Origin of the sequence: Saccharopolyspora antimicrobica (assembly GCF_003635025.1) — a bacterium.
Classification (GTDB): Bacteria; Actinomycetota; Actinomycetes; order Mycobacteriales; family Pseudonocardiaceae; genus Saccharopolyspora; species Saccharopolyspora antimicrobica.
This window is the reverse complement of sequence record NZ_RBXX01000002.1, coordinates 4,780,229-4,801,194: the sequence shown is the minus strand read 5'-3', so window position 1 is coordinate 4,801,194 and position 20,966 is coordinate 4,780,229. Positions and strand designations below refer to the sequence as shown.

The 20,966-nt window shown below is 63.1% G+C and carries 17 protein-coding genes; 5 read left to right on the top strand and 12 right to left on the bottom strand.

Annotation, left to right across the window (positions count from 1 at the left end; genetic code table 11):
- Positions 1 to 4: 4 nt before the first annotated feature.
- Complete coding sequence (locus ATL45_RS23240; RefSeq protein ID WP_170210323.1) at positions 5 to 1,573, bottom strand: DUF2397 domain-containing protein; 1,569 nt, start codon at positions 1,571 to 1,573, stop codon at positions 5 to 7.
- A 437-nt stretch (positions 1,574 to 2,010) separates the two neighbouring features.
- Between ATL45_RS23240 and ATL45_RS23235 the strand changes: the two genes are divergently transcribed.
- Positions 2,011 to 2,853: a 5-formyltetrahydrofolate cyclo-ligase gene (locus tag ATL45_RS23235; RefSeq protein ID WP_246025493.1), complete on the top strand. Its 843-nt coding sequence runs from the start codon at positions 2,011 to 2,013 to the stop codon at positions 2,851 to 2,853.
- 766 nt (positions 2,854 to 3,619) lie between these two features.
- Here ATL45_RS23235 and ATL45_RS38460 read toward each other — a convergent pair.
- Complete coding sequence (locus ATL45_RS38460; protein ID WP_143121578.1) at positions 3,620 to 4,132, bottom strand: hypothetical protein; 513 nt, start codon at positions 4,130 to 4,132, stop codon at positions 3,620 to 3,622.
- A 218-nt stretch (positions 4,133 to 4,350) separates the two neighbouring features.
- The gene (locus ATL45_RS23230; protein WP_093148619.1) at positions 4,351 to 4,842 is read right to left on the bottom strand and encodes a hypothetical protein; all 492 of its coding nucleotides are present in this window, start codon (positions 4,840 to 4,842) and stop codon (positions 4,351 to 4,353) included.
- A gap of 1,459 nt (positions 4,843 to 6,301) precedes the next feature.
- Between ATL45_RS23230 and ATL45_RS23215 the strand changes: the two genes are divergently transcribed.
- Together ATL45_RS23215 and ATL45_RS23210 are read left to right on the top strand one after the other, a co-directional pair.
- Positions 6,302 to 7,177 carry a helix-turn-helix domain-containing protein gene (locus tag ATL45_RS23215; protein ID WP_093148609.1) on the top strand — a complete coding sequence of 292 codons (876 nt, stop codon included), beginning with the start codon at positions 6,302 to 6,304 and terminating at the stop codon, positions 7,175 to 7,177.
- Positions 7,178 to 7,199: 22 nt separating this feature from the next.
- Positions 7,200 to 7,601 (top strand): DUF397 domain-containing protein, encoded by a 402-nt coding sequence (locus ATL45_RS23210; protein ID WP_093148605.1) that lies wholly within the window; start codon positions 7,200 to 7,202, stop codon positions 7,599 to 7,601.
- A gap of 171 nt (positions 7,602 to 7,772) precedes the next feature.
- Here the strand turns inward: ATL45_RS23210 and ATL45_RS23205 are convergent, their stop codons facing one another.
- The 5 genes from ATL45_RS23205 to ATL45_RS23185 form a co-directional block, all read right to left on the bottom strand.
- A complete protein-coding gene (locus ATL45_RS23205) occupies positions 7,773 to 8,726 on the bottom strand; it encodes an HNH endonuclease signature motif containing protein (RefSeq protein ID WP_093148601.1) in 954 nt (317 codons plus the stop codon).
- Between the two features lie 82 nt (positions 8,727 to 8,808).
- A complete protein-coding gene (locus ATL45_RS23200; RefSeq protein ID WP_093148598.1) occupies positions 8,809 to 9,402 on the bottom strand; it encodes a hypothetical protein in 594 nt (197 codons plus the stop codon).
- Between the two features lie 26 nt (positions 9,403 to 9,428).
- On the bottom strand, positions 9,429 to 10,712 hold the full coding sequence (locus ATL45_RS23195) for a putative T7SS-secreted protein (protein WP_093148596.1): 1,284 nt from the start codon (positions 10,710 to 10,712) through the stop codon (positions 9,429 to 9,431).
- Positions 10,709 to 11,032, bottom strand: coding sequence for a hypothetical protein (locus tag ATL45_RS23190; protein ID WP_093148593.1), 324 nt, complete (start codon positions 11,030 to 11,032; stop codon positions 10,709 to 10,711). The genes ATL45_RS23195 and ATL45_RS23190 overlap by 4 nt, the downstream gene beginning before the upstream one ends.
- Positions 11,033 to 11,419: 387 nt before the next feature.
- Positions 11,420 to 12,871 carry a hypothetical protein gene (locus tag ATL45_RS23185; protein WP_143121577.1) on the bottom strand — a complete coding sequence of 484 codons (1,452 nt, stop codon included), beginning with the start codon at positions 12,869 to 12,871 and terminating at the stop codon, positions 11,420 to 11,422.
- Positions 12,872 to 13,703: 832 nt separating this feature from the next.
- Between ATL45_RS23185 and ATL45_RS23175 the strand changes: the two genes are divergently transcribed.
- Complete coding sequence (locus tag ATL45_RS23175) at positions 13,704 to 14,720, top strand: endonuclease domain-containing protein (RefSeq protein ID WP_093148584.1); 1,017 nt, start codon at positions 13,704 to 13,706, stop codon at positions 14,718 to 14,720.
- 61 nt (positions 14,721 to 14,781) lie between these two features.
- Here ATL45_RS23175 and ATL45_RS38455 read toward each other — a convergent pair whose 3' ends face one another.
- The 4 genes from ATL45_RS38455 to ATL45_RS23165 all read right to left on the bottom strand — a co-directional run bounded on the left by ATL45_RS38455 (position 14,782) and on the right by ATL45_RS23165 (position 19,718).
- Positions 14,782 to 16,059 (bottom strand): hypothetical protein, encoded by a 1,278-nt coding sequence (locus ATL45_RS38455; protein ID WP_143121576.1) that lies wholly within the window; start codon positions 16,057 to 16,059, stop codon positions 14,782 to 14,784.
- A gap of 41 nt (positions 16,060 to 16,100) precedes the next feature.
- Positions 16,101 to 16,982, bottom strand: coding sequence for a hypothetical protein (locus tag ATL45_RS38450; protein WP_143121575.1), 882 nt, complete (start codon positions 16,980 to 16,982; stop codon positions 16,101 to 16,103).
- Between the two features lie 312 nt (positions 16,983 to 17,294).
- On the bottom strand, positions 17,295 to 18,326 hold the full coding sequence (locus ATL45_RS23170; RefSeq protein ID WP_093148582.1) for a DUF4365 domain-containing protein: 1,032 nt from the start codon (positions 18,324 to 18,326) through the stop codon (positions 17,295 to 17,297).
- A 15-nt stretch (positions 18,327 to 18,341) separates the two neighbouring features.
- Positions 18,342 to 19,718 (bottom strand): hypothetical protein, encoded by a 1,377-nt coding sequence (locus tag ATL45_RS23165; RefSeq protein ID WP_211841268.1) that lies wholly within the window; start codon positions 19,716 to 19,718, stop codon positions 18,342 to 18,344.
- A gap of 345 nt (positions 19,719 to 20,063) precedes the next feature.
- Here ATL45_RS23165 and ATL45_RS23160 point away from each other — a divergent pair, with 345 nt between their 5' ends.
- Positions 20,064 to 20,906 (top strand): abortive infection family protein, encoded by an 843-nt coding sequence (locus tag ATL45_RS23160; RefSeq protein WP_170210322.1) that lies wholly within the window; start codon positions 20,064 to 20,066, stop codon positions 20,904 to 20,906.
- Positions 20,907 to 20,966: the final 60 nt, after the last annotated feature.

Below are 20,966 nucleotides of genomic sequence, written 5' to 3'. Positions count from 1 at the left end.
GCTGTCATGCGGGGATCAACTCCAACGTCCAATCGCCGCAGACGATGTCACCACCGGGTGTGCGCACCCGCGCGGAATCGTCGGGCCGAGCCGGGGGATGCGCGATCACCAGCCACCGGCCATCGGCCGTGGTCACGCGGCGCACCTCAGCATCGTTGGCGGTGCGGGCGGAGGCCACCGCGGTCAGCACACCCCAGAACAGCTCCGCCTCCCCCGCCCCTAGCGGTGTCCACGTCGACAGTGGGGTGCCGGAACGTGCCAGGAGCTCACGCTCAGCCGCGGACTGCTCTCGGCGCTGCTTCTCCAGCAGCCGTCGTGCCTGATCCCGCGCGCTGCGCCGGTTAGGCACCTGCGCCGGCGGACCGCCGCTCGTGCTGCGGGAACGTTGTCGCGCGACGGCGTCGATCGACACCGGCGGCGCTTCCCAGAACGACGTGCGCGCGACGCCCACCGGTGGATCGGCCGGTTCACCGGGTAGATGGCGGGCCGACCACTGTCCGGTGGCCTGACACCACACCCGCCACGCCTCTTGGTCGTCGGTCGCCGAGTCGATGACGGCGGCGACCCGAAACAGCTCGGCCTGCCGGGTGATATGGCCACCGGTCGACAGCAAGGCGCGGGTTCCACGCAGCAGCGGTGTCACCGCATCGCGGACCTGCCGGCGCAACCGTGCCGCCTGATTGTCGCTGGTGGCGAACCACGCCCGCAGGGTGTCCACCCCAGCGTGGTGGACTTCGGCCATGGTCGAGATCGTTTCCTCACGGGCCTCCGGATCCAGACCGACCACTGCGACCTCTCGCCACAGCTGGGGACCCATGTCGTCCAGCCGCTGCACCGCGTTGCGAATACGTGCGGTGTAGGTGTCGATCCCAGCGCCCCACACGGTGATGTAGGACATGACCGTGTCCCGCAGCTGCGTGATCTTGCCCTCATCCGGCGTACCCGCCAGCGCCGAAGCCAAGCGCGACTGCCAGATCCGCGCGGCGTCGGCCATGTTCTTCAGCGTGGTACGCACCTGCGACCACGCCTGAGCAGCGGCCGGATAGTCCTTGACGCTAGCTGCGCCAAGCATGTCGTCGAGACGATCAGCGATCACAGCGGGCGCGAACGCCGCGGCCGACGCCATCGCCGAGTGATCATCACCGCGCTGACGCAGCCAGCCGTGCAAATCTGCTGCTTCTGGTGTGAGCTGGTAGCGGTCCCGCGATCGGACGAAATCCGCCTCCGTGCGGGCCCGGTCCTGCCAGCTGTGCACCACGCCCCATTGCTCCAACTGGTGCATCCGGGCGTCCAGGTCCAGCACCGGTGGCATCGTCAGTTCCCGCGCCTGAAGGCCGCCGACTGCAGCCTCGATGCGGTCTTGGAGTGCGGTCAGTAGCTCGTCCCGCCCGATTCCGGTCAGGGCCACTTCTTGAGCATCGAACAGCACATCGACGATCAACCGATACTGCGAGGTGTGCTCCTGGGTGAGGTAGTTCGCGATTTCGACGCGGCCAGGAAAGCCGGCCAGCTCCCACCTGCTCAACCGAGCCTGTCCCGGCGCGCTCCCGCGACCGTCATCGTCATCGCTCACTGCGCGGCGTCCACCCTCGTCGTAGCCGGTACTGCCGGCAGAACGCTGCAGCGTCAACCTTCGCGGTGCTCAGCCGCCGTGTCCTGACATTCACGGCTCTTCACGCTAGGCACAGGCACCGACAAAACCGCAGTTCAAACGTAAGTTTGAGTAGCAGAGTGTGAGAGTCAGGCGGCTGTTCGTGTAACTGACCGCGCACGGGAGCACCCAGTCCGACGACAGGTCACGCCGCTCTGTGTTGTGTCACGTCCACCTTGATGAACACGCAACGCCGGGAGGCATTCGCAACCTGGACGTCCATACCCAGTACAAACCCGTCACAGGACGACGCTGCGGCGAAGACGACAGAGTGACGCCCTTACTCGTTTCGGGTGATCCTCTTGTGTGAGTCGATTCTTGCGTCCGTACGGCCGCGCGCCGCCCGCGGCGGTGGTGGATTGAGCACCGTCTCCAACGCCGTGCGAAAAATGCGGCGCTGGCATGCCGAGCCTGTCGTGCAGGATGTCTACGATCGGGTGCTCATCGTTGATGACCACGGCGTGACGAGGAGCGACACGGTGGCCAGGACCGAGGTGAACGCGTGTAAGGACACCATCCGGAACCGGGTGTGGGACCTGCTGGACCGCCACGGTGCCGACGCCGAAGCCGGCAGCGCGCACGGCCGGATCCCCAACTTCATCGGTGCCGACGCCGCGGCCGACCGGCTCGCGGAGCTGCAGGTCTGGCAGGACGCCGCCGTGGTCAAGGCCGTACCGGACAAAGCCCAGCTCCCGGCCCGTGCACGCGCCTTGCGCGAAGGCAAGCTCGTCTACATGGCCGTGCCGAAACTCGCACAGCCACAGCCCTTCTACCTCCTGGACCCCGCCGAGCTGACTGTCGCTCCAGAGGAAGCGGCGTCCAGCCGCGTCGCCGCATCCATAGCACGCAACATCGGCCTGGACGAGCTGCGGCCGGTCGACTTAATCATCTGCGGCAGCGTCGCCGTGAACCACGCCGGTGTACGGCTGGGCAAGGGCGCCGGCTACTCCGACATCGAGGTCGCCCCCTTGGCGCAAGCCGGGCTGATCAGCGCCGACACCACGATCGTGCATTCCCTCCAGGTCGTCGATACCGACATCCTGGAGACCCGCCACGACTTCAGCGTCGACCTGATCGTCACCCCCGACGAGGTGATCACCTGCTCGCCACCGCGGCGGCCCGCCGGGCTCCACTGGGACGACCTCAGCGCGCAGCAGATCGCCGCAATGCCAATCCTGCAATCACTTCAGAGCGGACGCTGAAGACAGGCACAGCCAAGGAGCGGGCAGCCGCTCCAAGCCGGCGTGGAAACTGCCTGACGCCATCTCGGAGCAAGCCTGCCTGTTTCGCCTCCTCACCGTCGTGCTGAGGCTCGGGCGGTGCGGCGGTCCCGGCAACCCCGGGTCAGCGCCGCGGTCAGCGTGGAAGCCGATGCTGGCCGCCAGTCCACCGCTTCCGGTGCCACCCACCAGATGACGTTGACTCCCCGGATGCGAGAGGGCGGGGCTGCTGTCCAGTCGCCAGGTGTCATTGCCACAACTTCATCGGGATGATGCCCGGAGACCGACAGCTCGCGCTTGTCCACCAGGAAGTAGGCCCGCGCCAAGTCGCCTCGGTACAGCACCGGGCCTGGCTGGGACTCCCACATCTCGGTTCGCAGCGCCCACTGGGCCAAATTGCCTGCAACTGATACCAGCCGGAACGCTGTGCCGGAGCGCAGCAGCACGGTGGGTAGCAGTCGCTCGTTGGCTGTCGCCCAGTAGCGAGCCGCTTGCACGGGATCGGTGGTAGCGATTCCGCGCCACGATCGAACACAGGCCGGGGGTGACCTTCCGCGTACAGGGCTCGACGAAGCGTTTCCCGTCGTAGGCGGATCCCGGAAGCACGGGCCACCCCTTTTCCGCGTACTGCACCGCGGCCCGTTCCGATTCGCTTCGCTTACGCTCGCCCGAAAAGCGATTCGAGCGCGACGAAACACTAAATTCATTCACGGATTCTCCTGAAGTCAAGTTTTGGAATGTGGCGAATTCATGAAGCCCAGCTCCGCCCCAGTGCATATCTTCCAGTTTCACGCAATACGTGCCTCCCCGTTGACTCCTCCGACACTGCCGGGATCCACAGGGCTCGCTGGCGGGAGGGGACTTGCGGCGAATCAGCTTCTGAGTCAGGACCAGGCCATTCGATCTCGGGCTCTTCCTCATCAGGGGCTGATGCTCTGATCAGCCCATAGCTGTAAGAAGCTGGACCATCGACGTTGCTTACTTCGTCGAGCGCCACGGCATGAACGGTGTAGAGCCTCTCCGTCACTTCCTGATCAGCTGACAAAGATTCCTGTTCATCCTCGCAATTAAAATACGGCATGCTTTTCTCAGGCTCCGCATCGTCGACACCTCGAACACGAGCGATGACCGCAAACGCGGAGAAGGCTGGAAGATAAGCGCCGTGCCGCCCGCGCGTGTCTCGAAACGACCACGCCAAGCCAGCGCAAGCACCAACGGCAAGCGCCGCTACACCAATCACGACCACCCAGACGACAGACACCAAAGCAATACTCCCCACTAAAGTAGGTCAAATACTCGAATCGCCGACACGTCGAACGAGATGGGGAGCCGCCCCGGTTGGAGGGGCGCTTGGGGCGGCTCAACCCGCGCAGAGCGCGCGCTGCGGACGTCGCGCGCACACTCGAATCCTCTTTACTTGCGGCAGCTACCAGCCAGCCGAGGCACCCTGTCCTTTATGGACGATCTAAGTACGATGCTCTAGGGCTCCAGGTAGCTCAGGACTCGTCTCGCAGTCCCCATCACAGCGGTCCACGGTGGCAATGTCCCGTTGAGTTTCGGAGCAACCCGCCAGTAGTGGGTGTCTTGGTGGCAGGGAACGATGCTCTGGCCCCCACTCGGTACGACGTGTACCCGGCAGCGACGGAGCTCCGGGGGAACATCGGTTCCCTTCTTCTGGCCGGGCTGGATGAAAAAGGTCCACCAAGTTTCGGTGGCATCGATGCAAATCGGGCCTGCCAGCAGACTCAACTCAAGGTCGGTCGCGACCTGCCTGGCCAACCAGTCCGGCATGACGACGGCATCCAGCATCTCACCGGTGCGCAGGACCAGTCGGCGATGAATGGGATCGAAGGTCACCGGCCAGCTCAGCTGCTTCCGATACCAGTCTGCGGAAGCGGCGAGGTCATGCTGCGTGTCCTCGTGGGTCTTTTTTGGCGGTCCGTAGGTGAATCCTCTGCCTTGGAGCGTCATGGCTGTTCTCGCAATTCCTGGTTGATGACTGTTTCCTGGAGGCGAAAAACGCCCCATACAGCGGCACGGTGCGGCGATGGCGGGTGCGGGCACCTGGTGTCGCCAGTAGTGCTCGGAGGTAAACGGCCTCCCGCACTGCGGCCCTCAACCGCCCCGCTTCCAGCGGCGACAGTGTGATTGGCCCGTCGCGCGTGGCCGCCAGCGTCACGCTTTCAGGGGCCAGGCCGACACGCAGCCGGACCCGCCGTCCGCGGGCGTCACGGCCGCGGACCGTCCAGTCCTGTCGACCGCGCGGATATCCCAGCTTTGACAGCAACTCCAGGACCGAGAGGCTGCGGCTTGTCTGCCACATCGGCATCACTCCGCTGGTGGGGCCCGGCGGACTACGGGTGTCGGGGAATCACCGCAGCCCGCCGGGAGTTTGGGAACGGCACCACGAGAAGTGCCCGTGACGAAGAGAAGATCACGCCGTGCCGGAGATGGATGTGCAAGGCGGTTCGTGTAGGCCCGGCGGGCGACGCGCCGTCGAGGTCATTGGCTGCTTCGGGGTGCAGCCCGGCGACGCGTCGCCCGCCGGCGGTCTGGCTCTCGGGCCGGGGAACCAGGAGCCAAACCGGGCCAAGGGGTTTCAGTGCGAGGCGTGACGAGGCTCGTCACGAGCTTCGTCGAATAAGGCCCGCCAAGCCGAGAGGTAGGCCTTGCACGGGGAGGTCGGTCGGCGCCACGGCCGCTGCCACCGCCACATACCGCGGGAACACGCCGGGCACTCGCCGAGCTCGTTGGGCTGGTGCTCTGCGAGTAGCGCCCAGACCGCTCCGACGAGGTGTGGCACCTCCGAGCGGGCAACCTCGGTTACAGCGTGATCATCACCGTCATTGACGATCCGCGCCACGTCGTCGAGGCGCTGCCGCACCGATTCGTTGATCTCGCTCAGGAACATGTCCCACCCGCCACGATCGTCCGAGGCACCGGGGCGTAGTTGTCGTGCGACTCCCGCATCGCTTCCCGAGCCGCGACGAGCAAGTCCCGAAGCTGGGTGCCATCCAGCTCGAACCACTCACCAGGCGGTGGCTGGATCCCCACACCGCCACCAGCGAGTGGGAAGGCGCATACCGCCCTCTTTCGTCCTGCTACATCGGTGCATGGCACTTCGTGTCTCGTGTCGGAAGCCATGGCGTACTCCCTTGTGGACGTGGCCTACATTCCCGATCACGCAGCACCGACACCCGCCTTGCAGACTGAAAGATCATGGGTAGCGGTGAGCTCCGTACACGTCGCCGGGCCGGGTGCTCGGATGGAACCGAGATCGCATATCTTCAGCCCTGACACGACCAAGGGTGCGTGATGAAAGCTTGCATTGCAAGTCTTGGTTACCCCTCCATTCGGGTGGAAGGTGGCGATACCCTGCCTTCGAGACGAAGCTCTGCAGTGTCCGCCACGCTTCACGGAAAGGCTTCCGATGTCAGCCACGGTTCGTACTGCCAAGAAGCTGCTGCTCGGCCGCGAGATCGCACACATGATCGAGCAAGCTGGTATTTCGCAGGCCGAGACGGCCAAGCTCATCGAGACGAGCCAGTCCCGCATCGCACTCTTGATCAACGGAGGCGGCAGTATCTCGCCTGGTGATCTGGTCATGCTCGCCGGCAAACTCGGCTTCGATGACGAGGGCTATCAAGAGGCCCTTCGCGAGCTGCGACGAGACAACCACAAGCGCGGCTTCTGGAGCACCGGGCACAACCGCGCCTACGCCGAGGATCTTCGGTTGCTGGTGGACCTGGAGAAGCACGCCGGCCAGATCCGCGCGGCGCAGGTCGAGGTCGTGCCTGGACTGCTGCAGTGCGAGTCCTACGTCCGGGCGCAACACTCCGATCAGCCGGAAACCGGCGAGGTGTCTCTGGAAGATCGGATCAAGGCGCGACTGGCCCGCCAAGACATCCTGGACAAGCCGGAGCCGCCAGTTGTCCAGTTCGTGCTCTCCGAATCGTGCGTGCGGCGCGTCTGGGGTGACGCAGAGGTTATGCGCGAGCAGATCGACCACTTGATCAAGCTCTCGCAGCGGCCGAACGTCATGCTCCAGGTGATGCCGTTCGAGCAGTCTCCCGGCCAGCGGTCCCCGATCGCGAGCCCGTTCACGATGATCCACGTGCCCTCGCCTGGCGCGGCCGGACCGCTGGAGTTGGTCTACATCGAGGGCGAAGGCGAGATCCGCTACCTCGACGACAAGAAGGCGCTCGCTGCGCACGAAGCGGCCTGGGCTCGCGTCTCCAACGCCGCGCTACGGTTCGGGGAGACCCGAAAGTTCCTGAAGTCGGTCCTCCAGGACTTCAGGAAGTGAGCATCCGAGGAGACAACCACTCATGACCAGCACTCCGCCGACCTTCGCCGAACACGACTTTCGCAAGGCGAGCGCCAGCCAACCGAACAAGGAGTGCGTGCGCGTTGCCCGCCGGGACGGCTGGGTCGAGCTCCGCGACGACAAGACCGCCTTCGGAGCCCCGGACGACCACCGCCTCGTGTTCACCGAAGCGCAGTTCGACCAGTTCCTCACCAGTACGCGCTCCGGGCAGACCAGCGGCCTCTGCCTGGAAATGACTCGCCGCACCGACGGGATGTACGCCTTCCGCAGCACCGTGCCTCAGCCCGGTGGAACGGCCGCGGAGCTGACGTTCACCGAAGCCGAAGTCGCGGCATTCCGAGATGGCGTCACCCGAGGCGAGTTTGACCGCGACAACACGCCGGAAATGACGTTGTGCGGGTAGCTGTCCCTCCTATCCGGACCGGAGCAGCAACGACCGTCAGGCTCACGAGGGATGTCGGCGCGGGCGTGGTCGCTATCGTTGGCCACCCCGCTTTGCCTTCGGCAGGTCGGCGCTGGGGCGCGTGCTCTAACCGGAGTTCGCGTGTAGGTAGGGTTGGGATGGGCGACACGGTTACGACCGCTGGGTCAGCCACACCACAGCCCAGATGATCAATGCGGACAGAGCAACACCCAACACGATCCCGGTTAGCAAGACGTGTTTCCAGTCGAACCGAGGTATCTCGGGGACCGGGCTAACGGCCTGCCGGTTGCCGTCTTCATCGAGCGCGGAGATGACGTGCTTCGCGACGGTGCGAGCTAACGCGGTGGCATCGGGACCGGTGCTGATCTCAGCGTTCTGGATAGCGTTGACCACGGTGCTGGCGTCGTCCACCGCGTTCATGAACACATCGAGGCTGAAGGCATTCAGCTTTCCAGTGGCGGTCTGCAATTCGCTGACGGTATCCCCAAAATCCACGAGTCGATCAGCAGCACCGCCCAGAGCGTACACCGTATCGGCGAAGTCACCCGATGTCAGCCTCTCGGCGGCGGTGTGCAACATCGCGGCTGCTTCGTAGTCGCGGCGCTTGTCGGCTGCCTGCTGGTACAGCACGGTAAGGATCTTCGCTGTTCCGGCGTTGACTTTGTTCCCCAGCTCACCGATGCCCGACATGATCACATTGGTGCCCTTCTCGTTGGCAAGGGTGATCATGGTTTGGATCTCGGTGTAGGTATAGCGGTCGATCCCGTCGAACTTCTCCCGTAACTCGTGTTCGGCGTCGTGCTTCCACTGCAGCAGCATCGCTTCGGTGAACTGGTGAGCGCGGGCACTCTTGTCGACCAGGTTGTGGTGCGCGGTGCACAGCAGGATCAGGTTCGGGTAGTTGTCGCGTGCGGCCGGGTCCATCTTTCGCCAGCGGGGCATGGAGCTGGAGACGGGAACGATGTGCGCGGCCTGCACGTTCTTGGACGCCTTCTCGTCAGCAGTGAGGCTGACGGTAGGAATCCGGCAATCCGGGTAAGCACATCGGGTGGATACGGCGAACAGGACAGCTTCGGCAGCGGCGTTGTGTTTCCGGTTCGACATGGTGGCTACTCGCTACCACGCGGATCTGACAGTTCTTCGCCTCTTTTCGTAGCGCTTCCAGGGCGGGCTCGCGGTGGTCCGCTCAGGGCTGGTCGGTGACGTTCAGCGCCGCGAGAGTGTTCTCGCGGTCGCGGACGTAGGCGAGATCGGCCACCGCGGCCGGGCGGAACCAGTTCAGCAGAGCGGCGAGTGCATCCCGTTCGGAAGGGCTGATCGGGATCCGTCGGGTGACCAGGCTCGCCGACAACAAATCGACCAGCATCGACCACTCACCGACACGACTCAGCGTGCGGTACTCCTCCAATCGGTCTTGTGGGAGGCGATCGGCCAGACGTTCCAGAAGGGCATGTGTACCCGCGCTGAGCGCGCGCAAGTCGTCGTGGGTGGTGGCCTGTGGCTGCTCGGCGACTTGGATCGCGGCCAGGGTCTGGTCGCGGTTGTTGATGTAGTCGTAGTCGCCGGCGGGGACGGTATCTAGCAGCTGGGTCAGCGTTGCCTTCTCTGCTGGTGTCACTGCGGTGCCGCGGCCGATCAGGATCTTGCACAGCTCGTTGAGCAGCTGAGCCGTCTCGCCGGCGTCGGCGAGTGCGCGGTATGCGGGCAGCCGACGCTTGGGGAGGCGGTCAGCGAGCTGCTCCAGTAGCTCGCGTGCTGCCTCGTTGAGCTTGGTGTCCATCGTCGTTCTGTCTCCGCTCACTTACTTCAGGGTACTGGGTGGGGGTTGCCGAACTCGTCGTTGCGCACGACTCCCTCGCCGCGCACGGGGAAGCCGGTCTTGACCTGTCCTTCCGGTGTCACGTAGCCGCCGATCTCCACACCGTCCACGGTTCCGCTGACTCGGTAGTTCCCGCTGTCGGACAGCACCGGCGGGCTGTCCGGGTTCTTGGCCACCTCCTCGACCGCGCCGAGGATCGCGGCGTCGTCCCAGGATTCGGGGAACTCGGTCTTACCCGGGATTCCTGTGCCGTAGAAGTGACCGCCTGTTCCGTCGGCGCCGCCGTCGAGGATGTGGATTCCGTCGAGTTCCGGGAGATGGATGTCTGCCGGGTTCGGTGCGTTCCCCGCAACCTGGTCCCACGCGGTGGCCTCGGTGGACTGGTTCGGCAGGTCGTCGCTGCCGTCGGTATCGAACACCTCGACCGCATCGTCTCCCGCGGCTTCGTAAGCCATCCCTCCGATCGACGCCCCCACCATGCCGACGCCGGTGACGGCTCCAGCTGCCGACACGACCCCGAGGGGGCCGCCGGCGATGGCCCCGACGCCGCTGGCATCGAGTGCCCCGCTGGCGACGACACCGGCGGAGCTAACCGCGGTGAGCGCGGCACCGCCCACCGCGCCGAGGACCATTTCGGGATGGTTGATCACGGCGTTGCCGAACGAGGCCACGGCATTGACCGCGTGCGCGGCAGCGGTGCCAACCGCGCTCGCCGCTTGCTCCGGCCAACCGGGCTCCTCCGGAGCTCGGTCGCGGGCCTGGCCCACGGCATCGGCGGCGACCTCGCCCGCGGCAGCGAGTTGACTCCGGGCTCGGTTGAGCGTGTCACGGGCGGCTTGGCGTTGGGCCTCGCCGGGATCGGTGAAAGGGACCGCCGGAGCGCCGGGCGGGGCTTGCTGCGCGGCCCGGTCGTGCTGGGCGGCGGCTTCACGGGTCGTGGCCTGGCCCTGGTCCCACAAACGGACCGCCTCGGCCGCTTGGTCCTGGGCCCACGTCAGTGTGGTGGTGTAGGTCTTCAGGGCCTTGCTCGCGGTGTGGAAGCAGTCGCCAGCCTCCAGCCACTTGGCCGGCTCGCCGTCGAAGGCCGACCGGAACTGCTCGGCCGCCTCACCGCTCCAGCCCTCGGTGGTGTCGATGCGCTGGAGCCCGGATCCGGCCTCGTGCAGCAGGTCGCCGTACACGGTCATCGACCACGCGGTCTTGTGGATGCTGTCCGCGTTCCCGGGTACGAGGGCCTTGGGATCGCTGGTCTCGCCGAGTTCCGCTATCACCGCGCTGCCGGATCCTCGCCCATGCCCTGCAGGATCTTGTTGAAGCGGTCCTGAGCTCCTTGATCCAGTTCCTCGTAGACCGTGACGCACTCGGTGAGCCGCCCGGAGATCTCCTGCGCGTCTCTGGCGAGGTTCTCCACACCCAGCGACCAGCGAGTGCAGAAGTCCTCGACGGTGTCCGCAAGCCGGTCATGGCCCACCGATTGCTTGTCGCAGTCGATGTCGCTGACCTTGCGGCGGCTGGCCTGCTCCAGCGTTCCCGACACCCCGCCAGCCGCGTCTTTCAGTGCCGCTAGATCGACGCGGAATCCGTCGCCCACAGGCTCGATCCTCCCGAGATCGGTTCATCCTGACCGACCTACAGGCTAGGAACAGGCAGTCCTCCCCGAACAAGATTCAGCAGACATCGCCCAATTGGATCAAGACACAAGCTCTGACGCTACTTACCCGCCTTGGATCGGGCGCGTACGAAAGGGATCTGGCCTCTCCTCGTCCACGACCGCCGATCCGACGGTCGTGGACGACGCCATACGCCCTCACGGACCGTTAGAGGCCTCGCTGGGTTCCGGGTCTGTCAAGGCTGTGAGAGGCCATGCTGTTGAACCCGGCACAATACCGGCACGAGAGCTGCTCGTTTCCCTGCCTTTGGAGCGGTGGTGCGGTGGCGCGGCTCGATGGGTGTTGCCCTTGGTTTCCGCACCTTATCCTCAGCTTGCTTGGGCTTGAATGAGCTGGTTGAACTCGGCAGGGCTGGTGAGGGCGATGTCGGTGGTTCGACATGCCTCGATAAGCGCTCGGTCGTTCACGGGATGCTCGGTGGCAATAACCATACGGACAGTCCGGCCCGCGTTGGCGAGTTCACTGCGGTAGTGCAGCACTTGGCCGATCGCTGCTCTGACTTGGCGTACCTCGTTGCTAGCGGTCGTGCTCTTGACCTCGGCGATCCACAGTTCGTTGCCGTGTTGCCAGGCAAGGTCGTACTGGGGCTCGTGTGGTGCGGGGCGTAGCGGCGTGAAGCCGGCTTCTGTGAGGGCGGCGGCGAGCTGGTCTTGAACAGCGTCATGGGCTGCCTTCGCGTTCGCTGACCGGTCAAGGCTGCCCTCCTCAGCGGCACCGTACGAAGGCAGCAACTCGGCAAGTCGGCCTTCGTAGACCACGCCCACGTGGTCGTCCGCGGGCGGATGCACGCGGTAGGCCGTTTTAGTGGTTCCGTTGCGGTGGTCGCCTCTCTGGTGAGCGTTCCACCAGTACTGCCCGGTGAGTTTGCCGAACAAGGGCGCATCCGGGCGGAACGTCTTGAAGTGGCCACGGCATCGATGGAAGGCGACACCGATACCGTCCCGCTTAGCATGGCCTTCGGTATCCAGCGTGCGCGTCACGGGGTGAACGTCGATGACGTGGTACCGCGTCAATGGCTGTCCGTGACGGCGTTGATGCCGTTGCGACTGCTTCACCTCCGGTTGGATCGTGTCGGTCTGGACGTTCTTGCAGTGCATCATCCCCAACGTCATGAGCAGCGCACCTGCAGCTCCGTCGGCCATGCTGAGAAACGATTCGCAAAGATCGCTGAGCACGCCCGGATGCTCCGGTGATTCCGGGAACTGTGCTTGTTGAAGTGGTTCGCGGGTCTCGTCGGCCACGTATCGGCCGCGCTCGTCGAGGCGCCAATGCAATACGGCGATCGGCCCGATTGGATGCCCCTTGCTCCATTCGAGCGTAAGCGCCGCTGTCATCTGCCAGCCGCCGTCAGCGTGTTCCTCACACATCACGAACCACCCGAAAGCCGATGCTCCGGCCAGCATTCCGGGACCAACGCAACGAGCTTCCACAAACATGTGCTCATAGGCAGGGACGACCGCGATATTGGCCAGCATCGCGCGCAGATCGCCTTCGCCGAGCCGATGCTGGGCAAGGTAGCGCACAACGTTGTCCGCGCTGACCACCGTTGCCTGCTTCCATACGTCCGTCCTCACGCCGCTGCCCTGTGGCCGGACGGCTTTGGCGAACTGGATCAGCGCAGGGTTCTGCAAACGCTCGGCGTGCTCGCGGGCTGCCACCTTGTCTTCTTTTCGCTCCAGGACGTGAGCATAAGCTTCGAGGAGGTCATACAAGCTGATGCGTGAGCCGTGTGCCAACACCCGATCGAAGAGTCGTGTCACCGTCAGCTCGCCTCTCTCATACCCGGCGCCAGCGGACAGATCGCACCTATCGGCCAGCTTGCTTCAATCACCGTTGCACGCAAGTGTTCTGGGCACCCTTCATCCAACTGGATGTTTTCGACGAGAGGACTCGACTGAGTGTTCATGCTCTGATCTGCGAATACTCCCACCCGGCTGCCCATCCAATCGTTCGGCGTGTCTGCAACGGCCGCCGAGATTCCCCCAGGTCCCGGCCCGCGCAACTATGCCCCCAGCCCCTGACAGTTCCCGAAGTCCCTCGACTCGACTTCGCTCGAACGAGTGAGTGCACAGGGATCTTCCGACGACACGAGTCGACGATCAGCCACCAACGGCAGACGGCCACCGCGTGACTGGCTTGGCTCGGGGAGGTTGCGACCTTTCGGTAGCGAACCACCCTGGGCAGCGGGAGGTTGGTCTAGGAAAACGGCCGGACGGATCTCCGTACTCAACATTCTGTCGGTGTGGCTGTATAACGTGCGCGCTGGTAACCGATTCCGGTTGTGACGCGGTCCGTTGTAAGGAGGACGGGTGGATCGACTTCCTCATGAAGGCTTGTGGGCCGGCGAGCCCGATGCGGTGCCGGGTGGCGCAGTGCCGGTTGTACGGCAGATCTGTTGCGGCGATTGCCACCCCGAGTTCATCGAGTGCGTCGAGACCGTTCTACAGATGCTGATCCGGTCCGCTGCCCAGAACTTGTGCACCCACACCCAGCGCACAGGGATGTTGTGCCCTGGCTTGCGGCGAGGATGTTCTCCTTGTTGCCGAGCGCGCGACCAACAGCACGTGGTGGGATCCGCTGGACGAGGCATCGGTGGTGCACGAAGCCGCGCGCCTGTTGGAACGGCACAGACTGATCGACTCCGCGCGAATGCGTGCTCTGGTCGATGGTTTCGATGTAGGTAAGGAGTTCTCCTTCGACTATCTGCAGCGCGAGCTACGACGTCCACTGGCCGGAGTATCGCTTGACCAGGTGAACGCGATGATCGATGACCTGCAAGCGACAGCGACGACACCCGACTGGCCGCGCATCATGCCCCGGGATGGCATCTCACAGCCCCCGCGTGCCAACTACCATCGCGGCGAAGTCGAGTTGGCGAAGCGACTTCGTCTCGATGAACCCCCTCGTTACATACTGGAGCGGACGATCCGCCAGGCTGCGGAAAATGCGCTGAACGAGGCCGATTTCGTCCGGCTCGTGCACGACTCGCACGTGCAGCTCATCCCGCGGATCGGTTCCACTGATCCCGGCGTCGTCGCCTACAGCGCTGTGTTGATCTCTTTGCCGTCGCAACATCAGCGTGAGTTCGGCGGCAAGAGCCTTGCCCGCGATCTCACGCTGGGGAACCTGCGCGCGTCGTGGGGATCGCCAGGCGCTCTGGGCGCTTGGGCGACCTGGCGCAAGTACACCGGAATCGCAGCAACGCAGATAGTTCCTGAACCGCGCAGCGACGGACGCTGGCGATGGATTCACCCAGACGCCGACCACACGATCCGGCTGGTCGAACCGTCCGCCACCACACCCAAGACGTCGCACGGTCGGCGTGAAGCTGCACACAAAATTCTTGCTGCTGCACAAGGCGGCGTCTGCGCCATGTGCTCGATCAGCTACTACAACTGGCGTGGTCGCGCCGCCGGTCCGTGCCCGATCCTTGGCCCACCCGATCACCTTGATCACGATCACCGCACAGGACTCATCCGAGGACTGCTCTGCATGCGCTGCAACACCAGCAGAGAACCTGTTGGTGCTGCAGCACGCAGCGACACCTGGCAGGTGTACACCGCCTGCTCGCCGGCCGCCGAACTCGGATGCAATTGGTCATGGTCTTGAGCGGATGGGGCAGCCACGTGGTCGACGCTGGCGTTGCTGCCATCCCGGAGCAACTGCGTGATCAAGTGGTAGAGCCGTTGCTGCGCGGCTTGACCGGCCACCACCATCGTCGTCGGCTTCGACTGGTTCCGGCATCCCTTTGGGCCTCGTCCGCGGAGACACCGTTGCCAGCCCGCTCATCAGGATCGGCTACGACTGCGACCTTGAAATGTGGTGGTCTCTTGGGTTGAGGAACCCGTGACCGAGTCTCCGGGCGGATGATCCGAGCACCAGACCTGACGAGTTCGGCGGAGGTGTAGTTGCTGGCGTGCCAGGATCGAACAGGGCCGCCGGCGAGCTCTTCGAGCCTGCCGCGGTCGATCGGCCGAAAGTCAGGGCTTCCAAACGGTTCGCCGAAGCGCACGAGCTCGATCTTCTCCGTGCGCTCCCGCTCATATGCAGGAACAACATCTGTATTCGATGGGGAGGGGAACAGTTCAGCAGGTACGAGTTGGGCCCACTCCGCCGCATGACACTCTGCTCCGTTAAGTAGGCTCTCGGCTGCTGCAGCTGCAATCTCCTCCACGCTGTTCATGACTGAGGTTGACTGGTTATCGCTAAGATCGCCGATCACGACAAGCGGCTTGGCATCGTCGGGCTTGAAAACCCGGATGTGGTACCTGCCGATGCCGCTCATGAACGGCAAAACCTTGTACTCCAAGACAGCTTCGTCGACGAGCGTTGCGCCGTCCTCGGTGGCTGCGGGCCCAGGAGGGCGCTCCAGGGCATCAGTAAGCGCACCGAGCTGTTCAAGATTTCTAGCTGCGTCGGCAAGGTGTTGCGCCGCTGTGTCCCGGAGGCTCTCGAACTGCTTGATGGCATCGGCTTGCCTGGGAGAGCCAGGAGCAGCCGCTTCGGTCAGCACGGTGCGGCCGGCTGCAAGCTCGCGCCCTGTCGTTTCAGTCGCTTCCCTCACCAGTTCACTGGATGCCGCAGCTCCCAGTTGCAGGGCCCGCACCAGAGAGGAGGCGTTGCACGGCCAGCGAAGATCCCCAGGACCAAGCCCGGAGTGGTCAAGCAAACACCCAATCCGAGCTGCGGCGTACCGCAATTGATCGGCCGAATCGACCTCATAGCTGCGCTTAATTGCACCGGATCCGGTTCGCGCAGCGGCTTCGGCGCCAAACATGTATCGAAGCTGCTCGGCGCTGAGTTCACGGAGATCCACACGGACCGGTTTAAATCGATCGTGAGCGTCATGGATTTCGACATGTCCCACGATGACCTCAGCGACGGTCGGATCCTGCGTATCAGCCCAGGCCTGCAGCTTTTTCGCAACTCGCTGCGCGTAGTTTCGCATCGACGCACACCTCCAAATATTTGACAGTCACCCTTATCTACCTATTTGCGCATGATACGTAGCGCACCCTGGAGGCGCTTCCAGAATGACTCCCTGACGACTTGCTGTGCATCTTGGGAAATATTCTGCCATTCCCGCTTTGTGTATTCGGAGTACAAGTAGACGCTGCGAAGTGACGGCGTGCGGACCCACAGCGGGGCGCCAATCAGCACGCGTGAATGCCCTTCTTCTGGCCCGCATGGAGTTTCCGACAAGTCGACGTCCCAGTATATTTCGGCACACCACTCCGCAACGTCTCGTGTTTCACCATAGGTAAACCCACGATAGTATCCGTCCGTCCTGTCGGGCCTTGTCTCCCCTTGCCGACAGGCGATTTTTACGGCTTCGCGAGCTAGATCTTCCACTGAATCTAGGTACATCCCGTCGTCAACTTCTCCAGTTTTCAGGAAGAGTTCAATGTCTCCAGCAGAGGAGGCTGTCCATCCTTTTTTCACAGGCTCAGAATCTGCAATGAAGTCGGCTAGATTTTCCATACTCCCAAAGAGGCACACCGCAACCTGATCCTGATTTTCAACTTCAACCCTGGAGTACATTAGAGCCCGCAAGGGTTCACCATCCGGCGATACAAATTGGCCGTACAACACGGATCCGACACCTTGAGCAAATTCAATAGGGGCCGGTGAATCGAGGTTCGAGACGATGCGCTTTCCGAGCGATCTGCTAAATAGTTCAGCCAACTTGGTTTTGGACACATCGCACGATGGGCGAGATATTTCTATCGCCGGAGCAAAGTTGCCGAAGTTTGGCGTTGTCAGCTTTTGCTGACTTGGCTTGGGTATTTTAATATCGGATCCCTCAAGCCATTGAAGTACCCGCCTCTCTGACCAGTAAAGGTACTTTTGAAGTCCACCCAGCTCGCCCACTCGACCCCCTGAATGCCGTTGCTCAACCTGGCCTATCGTGGTCAACGTAGCAGAGCTGGAAGGAGACGTGCGTGTGATTGGGCGAGCCGTCGGCGCGATAGACCGCCTACCTGAGATCCAGCAGCCCATCCCGCAGCCCACCCGACGGCCCTGCTTCCAACGTCGCCTACACCGTTTCCATGGGCACCGTCATCAGTAAATCCGCGGCGTCCCCACGCTTGATCTGCGACCGTCCCAGGTCATTCCCAAGCTATGCCTTCCGGCTCCGCTGGAAATACAGTTCAGGCGATATTGGGAAGGTCATCGAAGGAGCTAACTCTCAATCGCTAGGTCCGAAAGCATGTGATCGAGGCAGCGTTCCTCGTGGTGCGATGTCGAACCAACACATCTGTGGCGCCAGGGCTCTGGCGCCACAGCCGCGAAGGACAAATCACGAATGAGGCGCTTACCGAGTGCGTCATGGTCGGGGTGAATAAGCATCCGAGCACCGCATCCAGCAAGCCCGAGGAGTAGGTACTTAGTCGCCCGGGACGGGTAACCATTGAGGCATATTAGTGGCTTGCATCGCTGCCCCAACTTTGCCGCAGCTGTGTGCATGACGATCGGATTCTCGCACACATACACCGTTGTTTCCTGCGCTACATGCCAGGAGCCGGACAGGCTTTGCATGTCGAACTGAGCCGGCATGTCGGAGTGCTCATTACTTCGGTAAACAGCGCGGGCATCGCCACGGAGAGGTAGTTGATGCGCCAGGGCAGGGCGGTCAACTGCCAGCACTTCTGCACTGCCAGAGTTGAACGTCTGCCATAGTTGACTACTAGGAACCACTGGTAAGCCAGCTGCACGGCATGCTGCAACTGCTCGAACGATCTGGAATTGTCCGGACTCACGTTCGGGTGTCCAGGCCGCGGACATAGCGCGAAGTGGATAGTCCGCAGATGCGTCCAGGCGATGATCTCTGGGTACGATCAGCTTGAACCCGGTATGAGTCCGCGTTGCCGTCGTGGAGGTGACTTGCTGCCAGTATGCGATCTGTCGGGCGCTGTCATAGAGCACGACCAAGACAGGGATGTCGAAGCTGAGCCAGTAGTCAAGGAGGCGCGGTCTTCTCGATTCGCGGAACACCCAGCCGCTGCCGGACGGCGTGGGTTCACGGAAGTAGGAGGCGCCAGACTTGATCTGGATGGCTAGCAGCTGACCCGTTGGTCGATCGTGCATCGCAACTTCGAGGATAGCGTCTATCCCGCAGTCTGATTCGTGCTGCTCGCGGAACTTCCACTGCAACACATTTGAAACGATGAGGCCGACGCCGTAGACTCCAGCGCGGCCGATACTATCGGTCATTGTCGACTCATGGGGTCAGTGCCCGGAGGTAAGGAGAGCTTCGTCTAGCTCGTGATAGGTGTACTGGCTGCCCTTCGGTTCAATCGCCTTAACCGTATCCACGAACTCCCGGAACACTGAATAACGTTCGACACCCAAGTGATCGGTTGCCGCGAGTAGTTGCTCAGCTACGATCAACATTCCGCTGGCTACACGGCATTGATCGTTTTGTTTCCAGGCATCAAGTACTTCTTCGAGCATTTCCAGGCTGTAGTACGGGCCGTGCGGCACAACAATGGTGTACCCGATATCTTCGGCAGCGCGGTAGCTGTGCGCACTGGCCAACAGATCGTCTATGCGGCGGGCAAAGTAGGGGGCAGGACTTACAGCTGCGACCTGCGCACGGTGCGCTGGCTGCAATTTTTCAAATAAAGATTCCAGGCTAGGAAGTCGCGTACGCGCGATGGGCTCTCGAACTATGGCAAGCATCGTTGCGACATCGCCGGGGAGGGATGCCCACGGCTCTGTTCCGTGCGTCGATCGAGAGACCAGGTCATCGAGCCGATCTACCAGGGGCTGATCGAGCATGTCCCAGAAATAGTCCTGATCACCTAAACGGCCTAGTGCGCGTACCTGCACTTCACTGTCGACTCGGCGGAATCGATCAACCAGACTAGCCATCGTCGTCCGCACTAGATCGCGGTCGCGCGAGGCGAACGCTTTCAGGCTTGCAGCCATCCTGTCGGCGACGACTGTTTCGGTTGCCGAGTATTCTGCGGGGATGGGAAGTTCGCATAGGGCGTGCTTGGCCGCAATGTCAATGAGATTGCGGCGAGTTGCTGCGCGTACGTGATCAAAGTACACGGCCTGAATATAGGCAGGTGTCGCGGAAAACAATGGATCGCACGCATAGGTGACGAACTGTTCTAGCGCCTTACGTCCTTGCGTCGGCGGATGCGTGAGCAGCGTTTCTAGTGCGACAGCGAGGTGAGCGCGAGCGACTTCTGGGCGCGGTTCGTATACCTCACCGAGATGACGCAGCGATGGGTGGACGCATAGATGCCGGTCTTCACGTATCCGCGCGAGCTCACGTGATCCGATTGAGTCGATCAGTTCTAGCCGCGCGGCTTCGTCGAGCAGCCTGGCCTCGACAGCTTGCATTTCGCGGACCCCATCAGTGCTGATCCCTTTAGCCCGCGCCGCATCGATTTGCTTCCGGAATTTCTGTGCATCGCCGTCGCCGTCGTCAGCGAGGGCGATGATTTTGTCAATGAGATCGGCGGTAACTGCTGTCCAAGTCGCGGCGATGGAGGCACGTACAGCGCCTGCGTTGTAGCAGCGCCATGCCTCTGCGACCAAGGGACGCAAAAGCGGGTTCCATGCCCGTCCGAGACTGTCCTCGATGTCCCGCACCAACGCCTCCTCGTGGATCTTCTACCAGCATCCTACTGGGTAGCGCAGTGCAACTAGCTTGATCGCACACTGGCCTCAGCGCTGCGAGGCTGGCCCTGGACACCGCGAACAGTTCGTCGAGAGCTCCTCCAACGCCAGCCCGAGACGCTGCGATCGACCGCACCGATGAATGCAAACGTTCGACGGCACCCTCAAGACATCAGGGCGGTACAGAACCAGGATGAGGCAGGTGGACTGCGGTCAGCGGAACCGAATGGTGCTGACCGGCCATGTGCGCGTGGCCGCAAGCTCCGATGTCGGGCGGCCGTGCGGTGCCGCGCTGGGCTATCGCTAAGGTGGCTTGGCGTGGCAGGAACTTTGTCCAAGGCAACGATTCGGGCACTGCTAGACGAATTCGCCGCGTCATGGACCATCCGGACGATCGAGGATGTCTTCACCGACGCTGGGATCGTGCCGGTCGCCCCGGGCGAGGCACCCGAAGAACAGGGCGAACGCCGAACGACGGCCCGTCAGTACCTGCATTCTCTGGACCTGAGCGACCCGCGTGACTGCCTCACACTGATGCCAGTTTTCGAGCTGGTGCTTGAGGACATGATGAACTGGGACGGTACGCCTGCTCCTCAACGCGTTCGCCTGTTGGAACGGCTACGTCGTGACGGGTTCGAGCGGCAGCCGGACGGGACGATCCGGCCGACCTCGGCTGTTGTTCTTCCAACGCTGCCGTCGTCCCAGGTCGATGAGGCTGTGTTGCGCGAGCATCTGACCCGCCTGGAACGTGGCCTCGAAGGTGATCCTGCTGTCGTGATCGGATCAAGCAAGGAGCTCATCGAGTCCGTATGCAAGCTGGTGCTTCAGAGGCTCACCATCGAGTACGACGAGAACGACGACGTACCTGCACTCGTGAAGGTCACCCTCAAAGCCCTGAAACTCCATCCCGAAACGCTCGCGCCGACGGCTCCCGCTGGCGAGGCTGTCAAGCGCATCCTCGGTTCACTCGCCTCGATGGCCGTGGGTGTCGCAGAGCTTCGCAACAAGATCGGCACTGGCCACGGCCGCGGAGTGACGCTCAAGCTCTCCCCCAGGCACGCGCACCTGGCAGCCGGTGCAGCGACCACTTTTGCTCGCTTGCTGCTCGAAACTCTGGAAGATCCTGAAGCACCGTGGCGCGCTGGGCAGGACAGCCCGTAGCTCGCCCTAAAGTCCCCTCAGATCGAACCGATGACGTTGACCATTTAGCGTTACTTCCTA

Coding starts and splice junctions, on each gene's coding strand:
- ATL45_RS23205 (WP_093148601.1), bottom strand. CDS start 8,726: ATGTCGAACCGGAAACACAACGCCGCTGCCGAAGCTGTCCTGTTCGCC.
- ATL45_RS23170 (WP_093148582.1), bottom strand. CDS start 18,326: ATGACCGATAGTATCGGCCGCGCTGGAGTCTACGGCGTCGGCCTCATC.
- ATL45_RS23210 (WP_093148605.1), top strand. CDS start 7,200: ATGACCAGCACTCCGCCGACCTTCGCCGAACACGACTTTCGCAAGGCG.
- ATL45_RS23230 (WP_093148619.1), bottom strand. CDS start 4,842: ATGACGCTCCAAGGCAGAGGATTCACCTACGGACCGCCAAAAAAGACC.
- ATL45_RS38455 (WP_143121576.1), bottom strand. CDS start 16,059: ATGCGAAACTACGCGCAGCGAGTTGCGAAAAAGCTGCAGGCCTGGGCT.
- ATL45_RS23215 (WP_093148609.1), top strand. CDS start 6,302: ATGTCAGCCACGGTTCGTACTGCCAAGAAGCTGCTGCTCGGCCGCGAG.
- ATL45_RS23200 (WP_093148598.1), bottom strand. CDS start 9,402: ATGGACACCAAGCTCAACGAGGCAGCACGCGAGCTACTGGAGCAGCTC.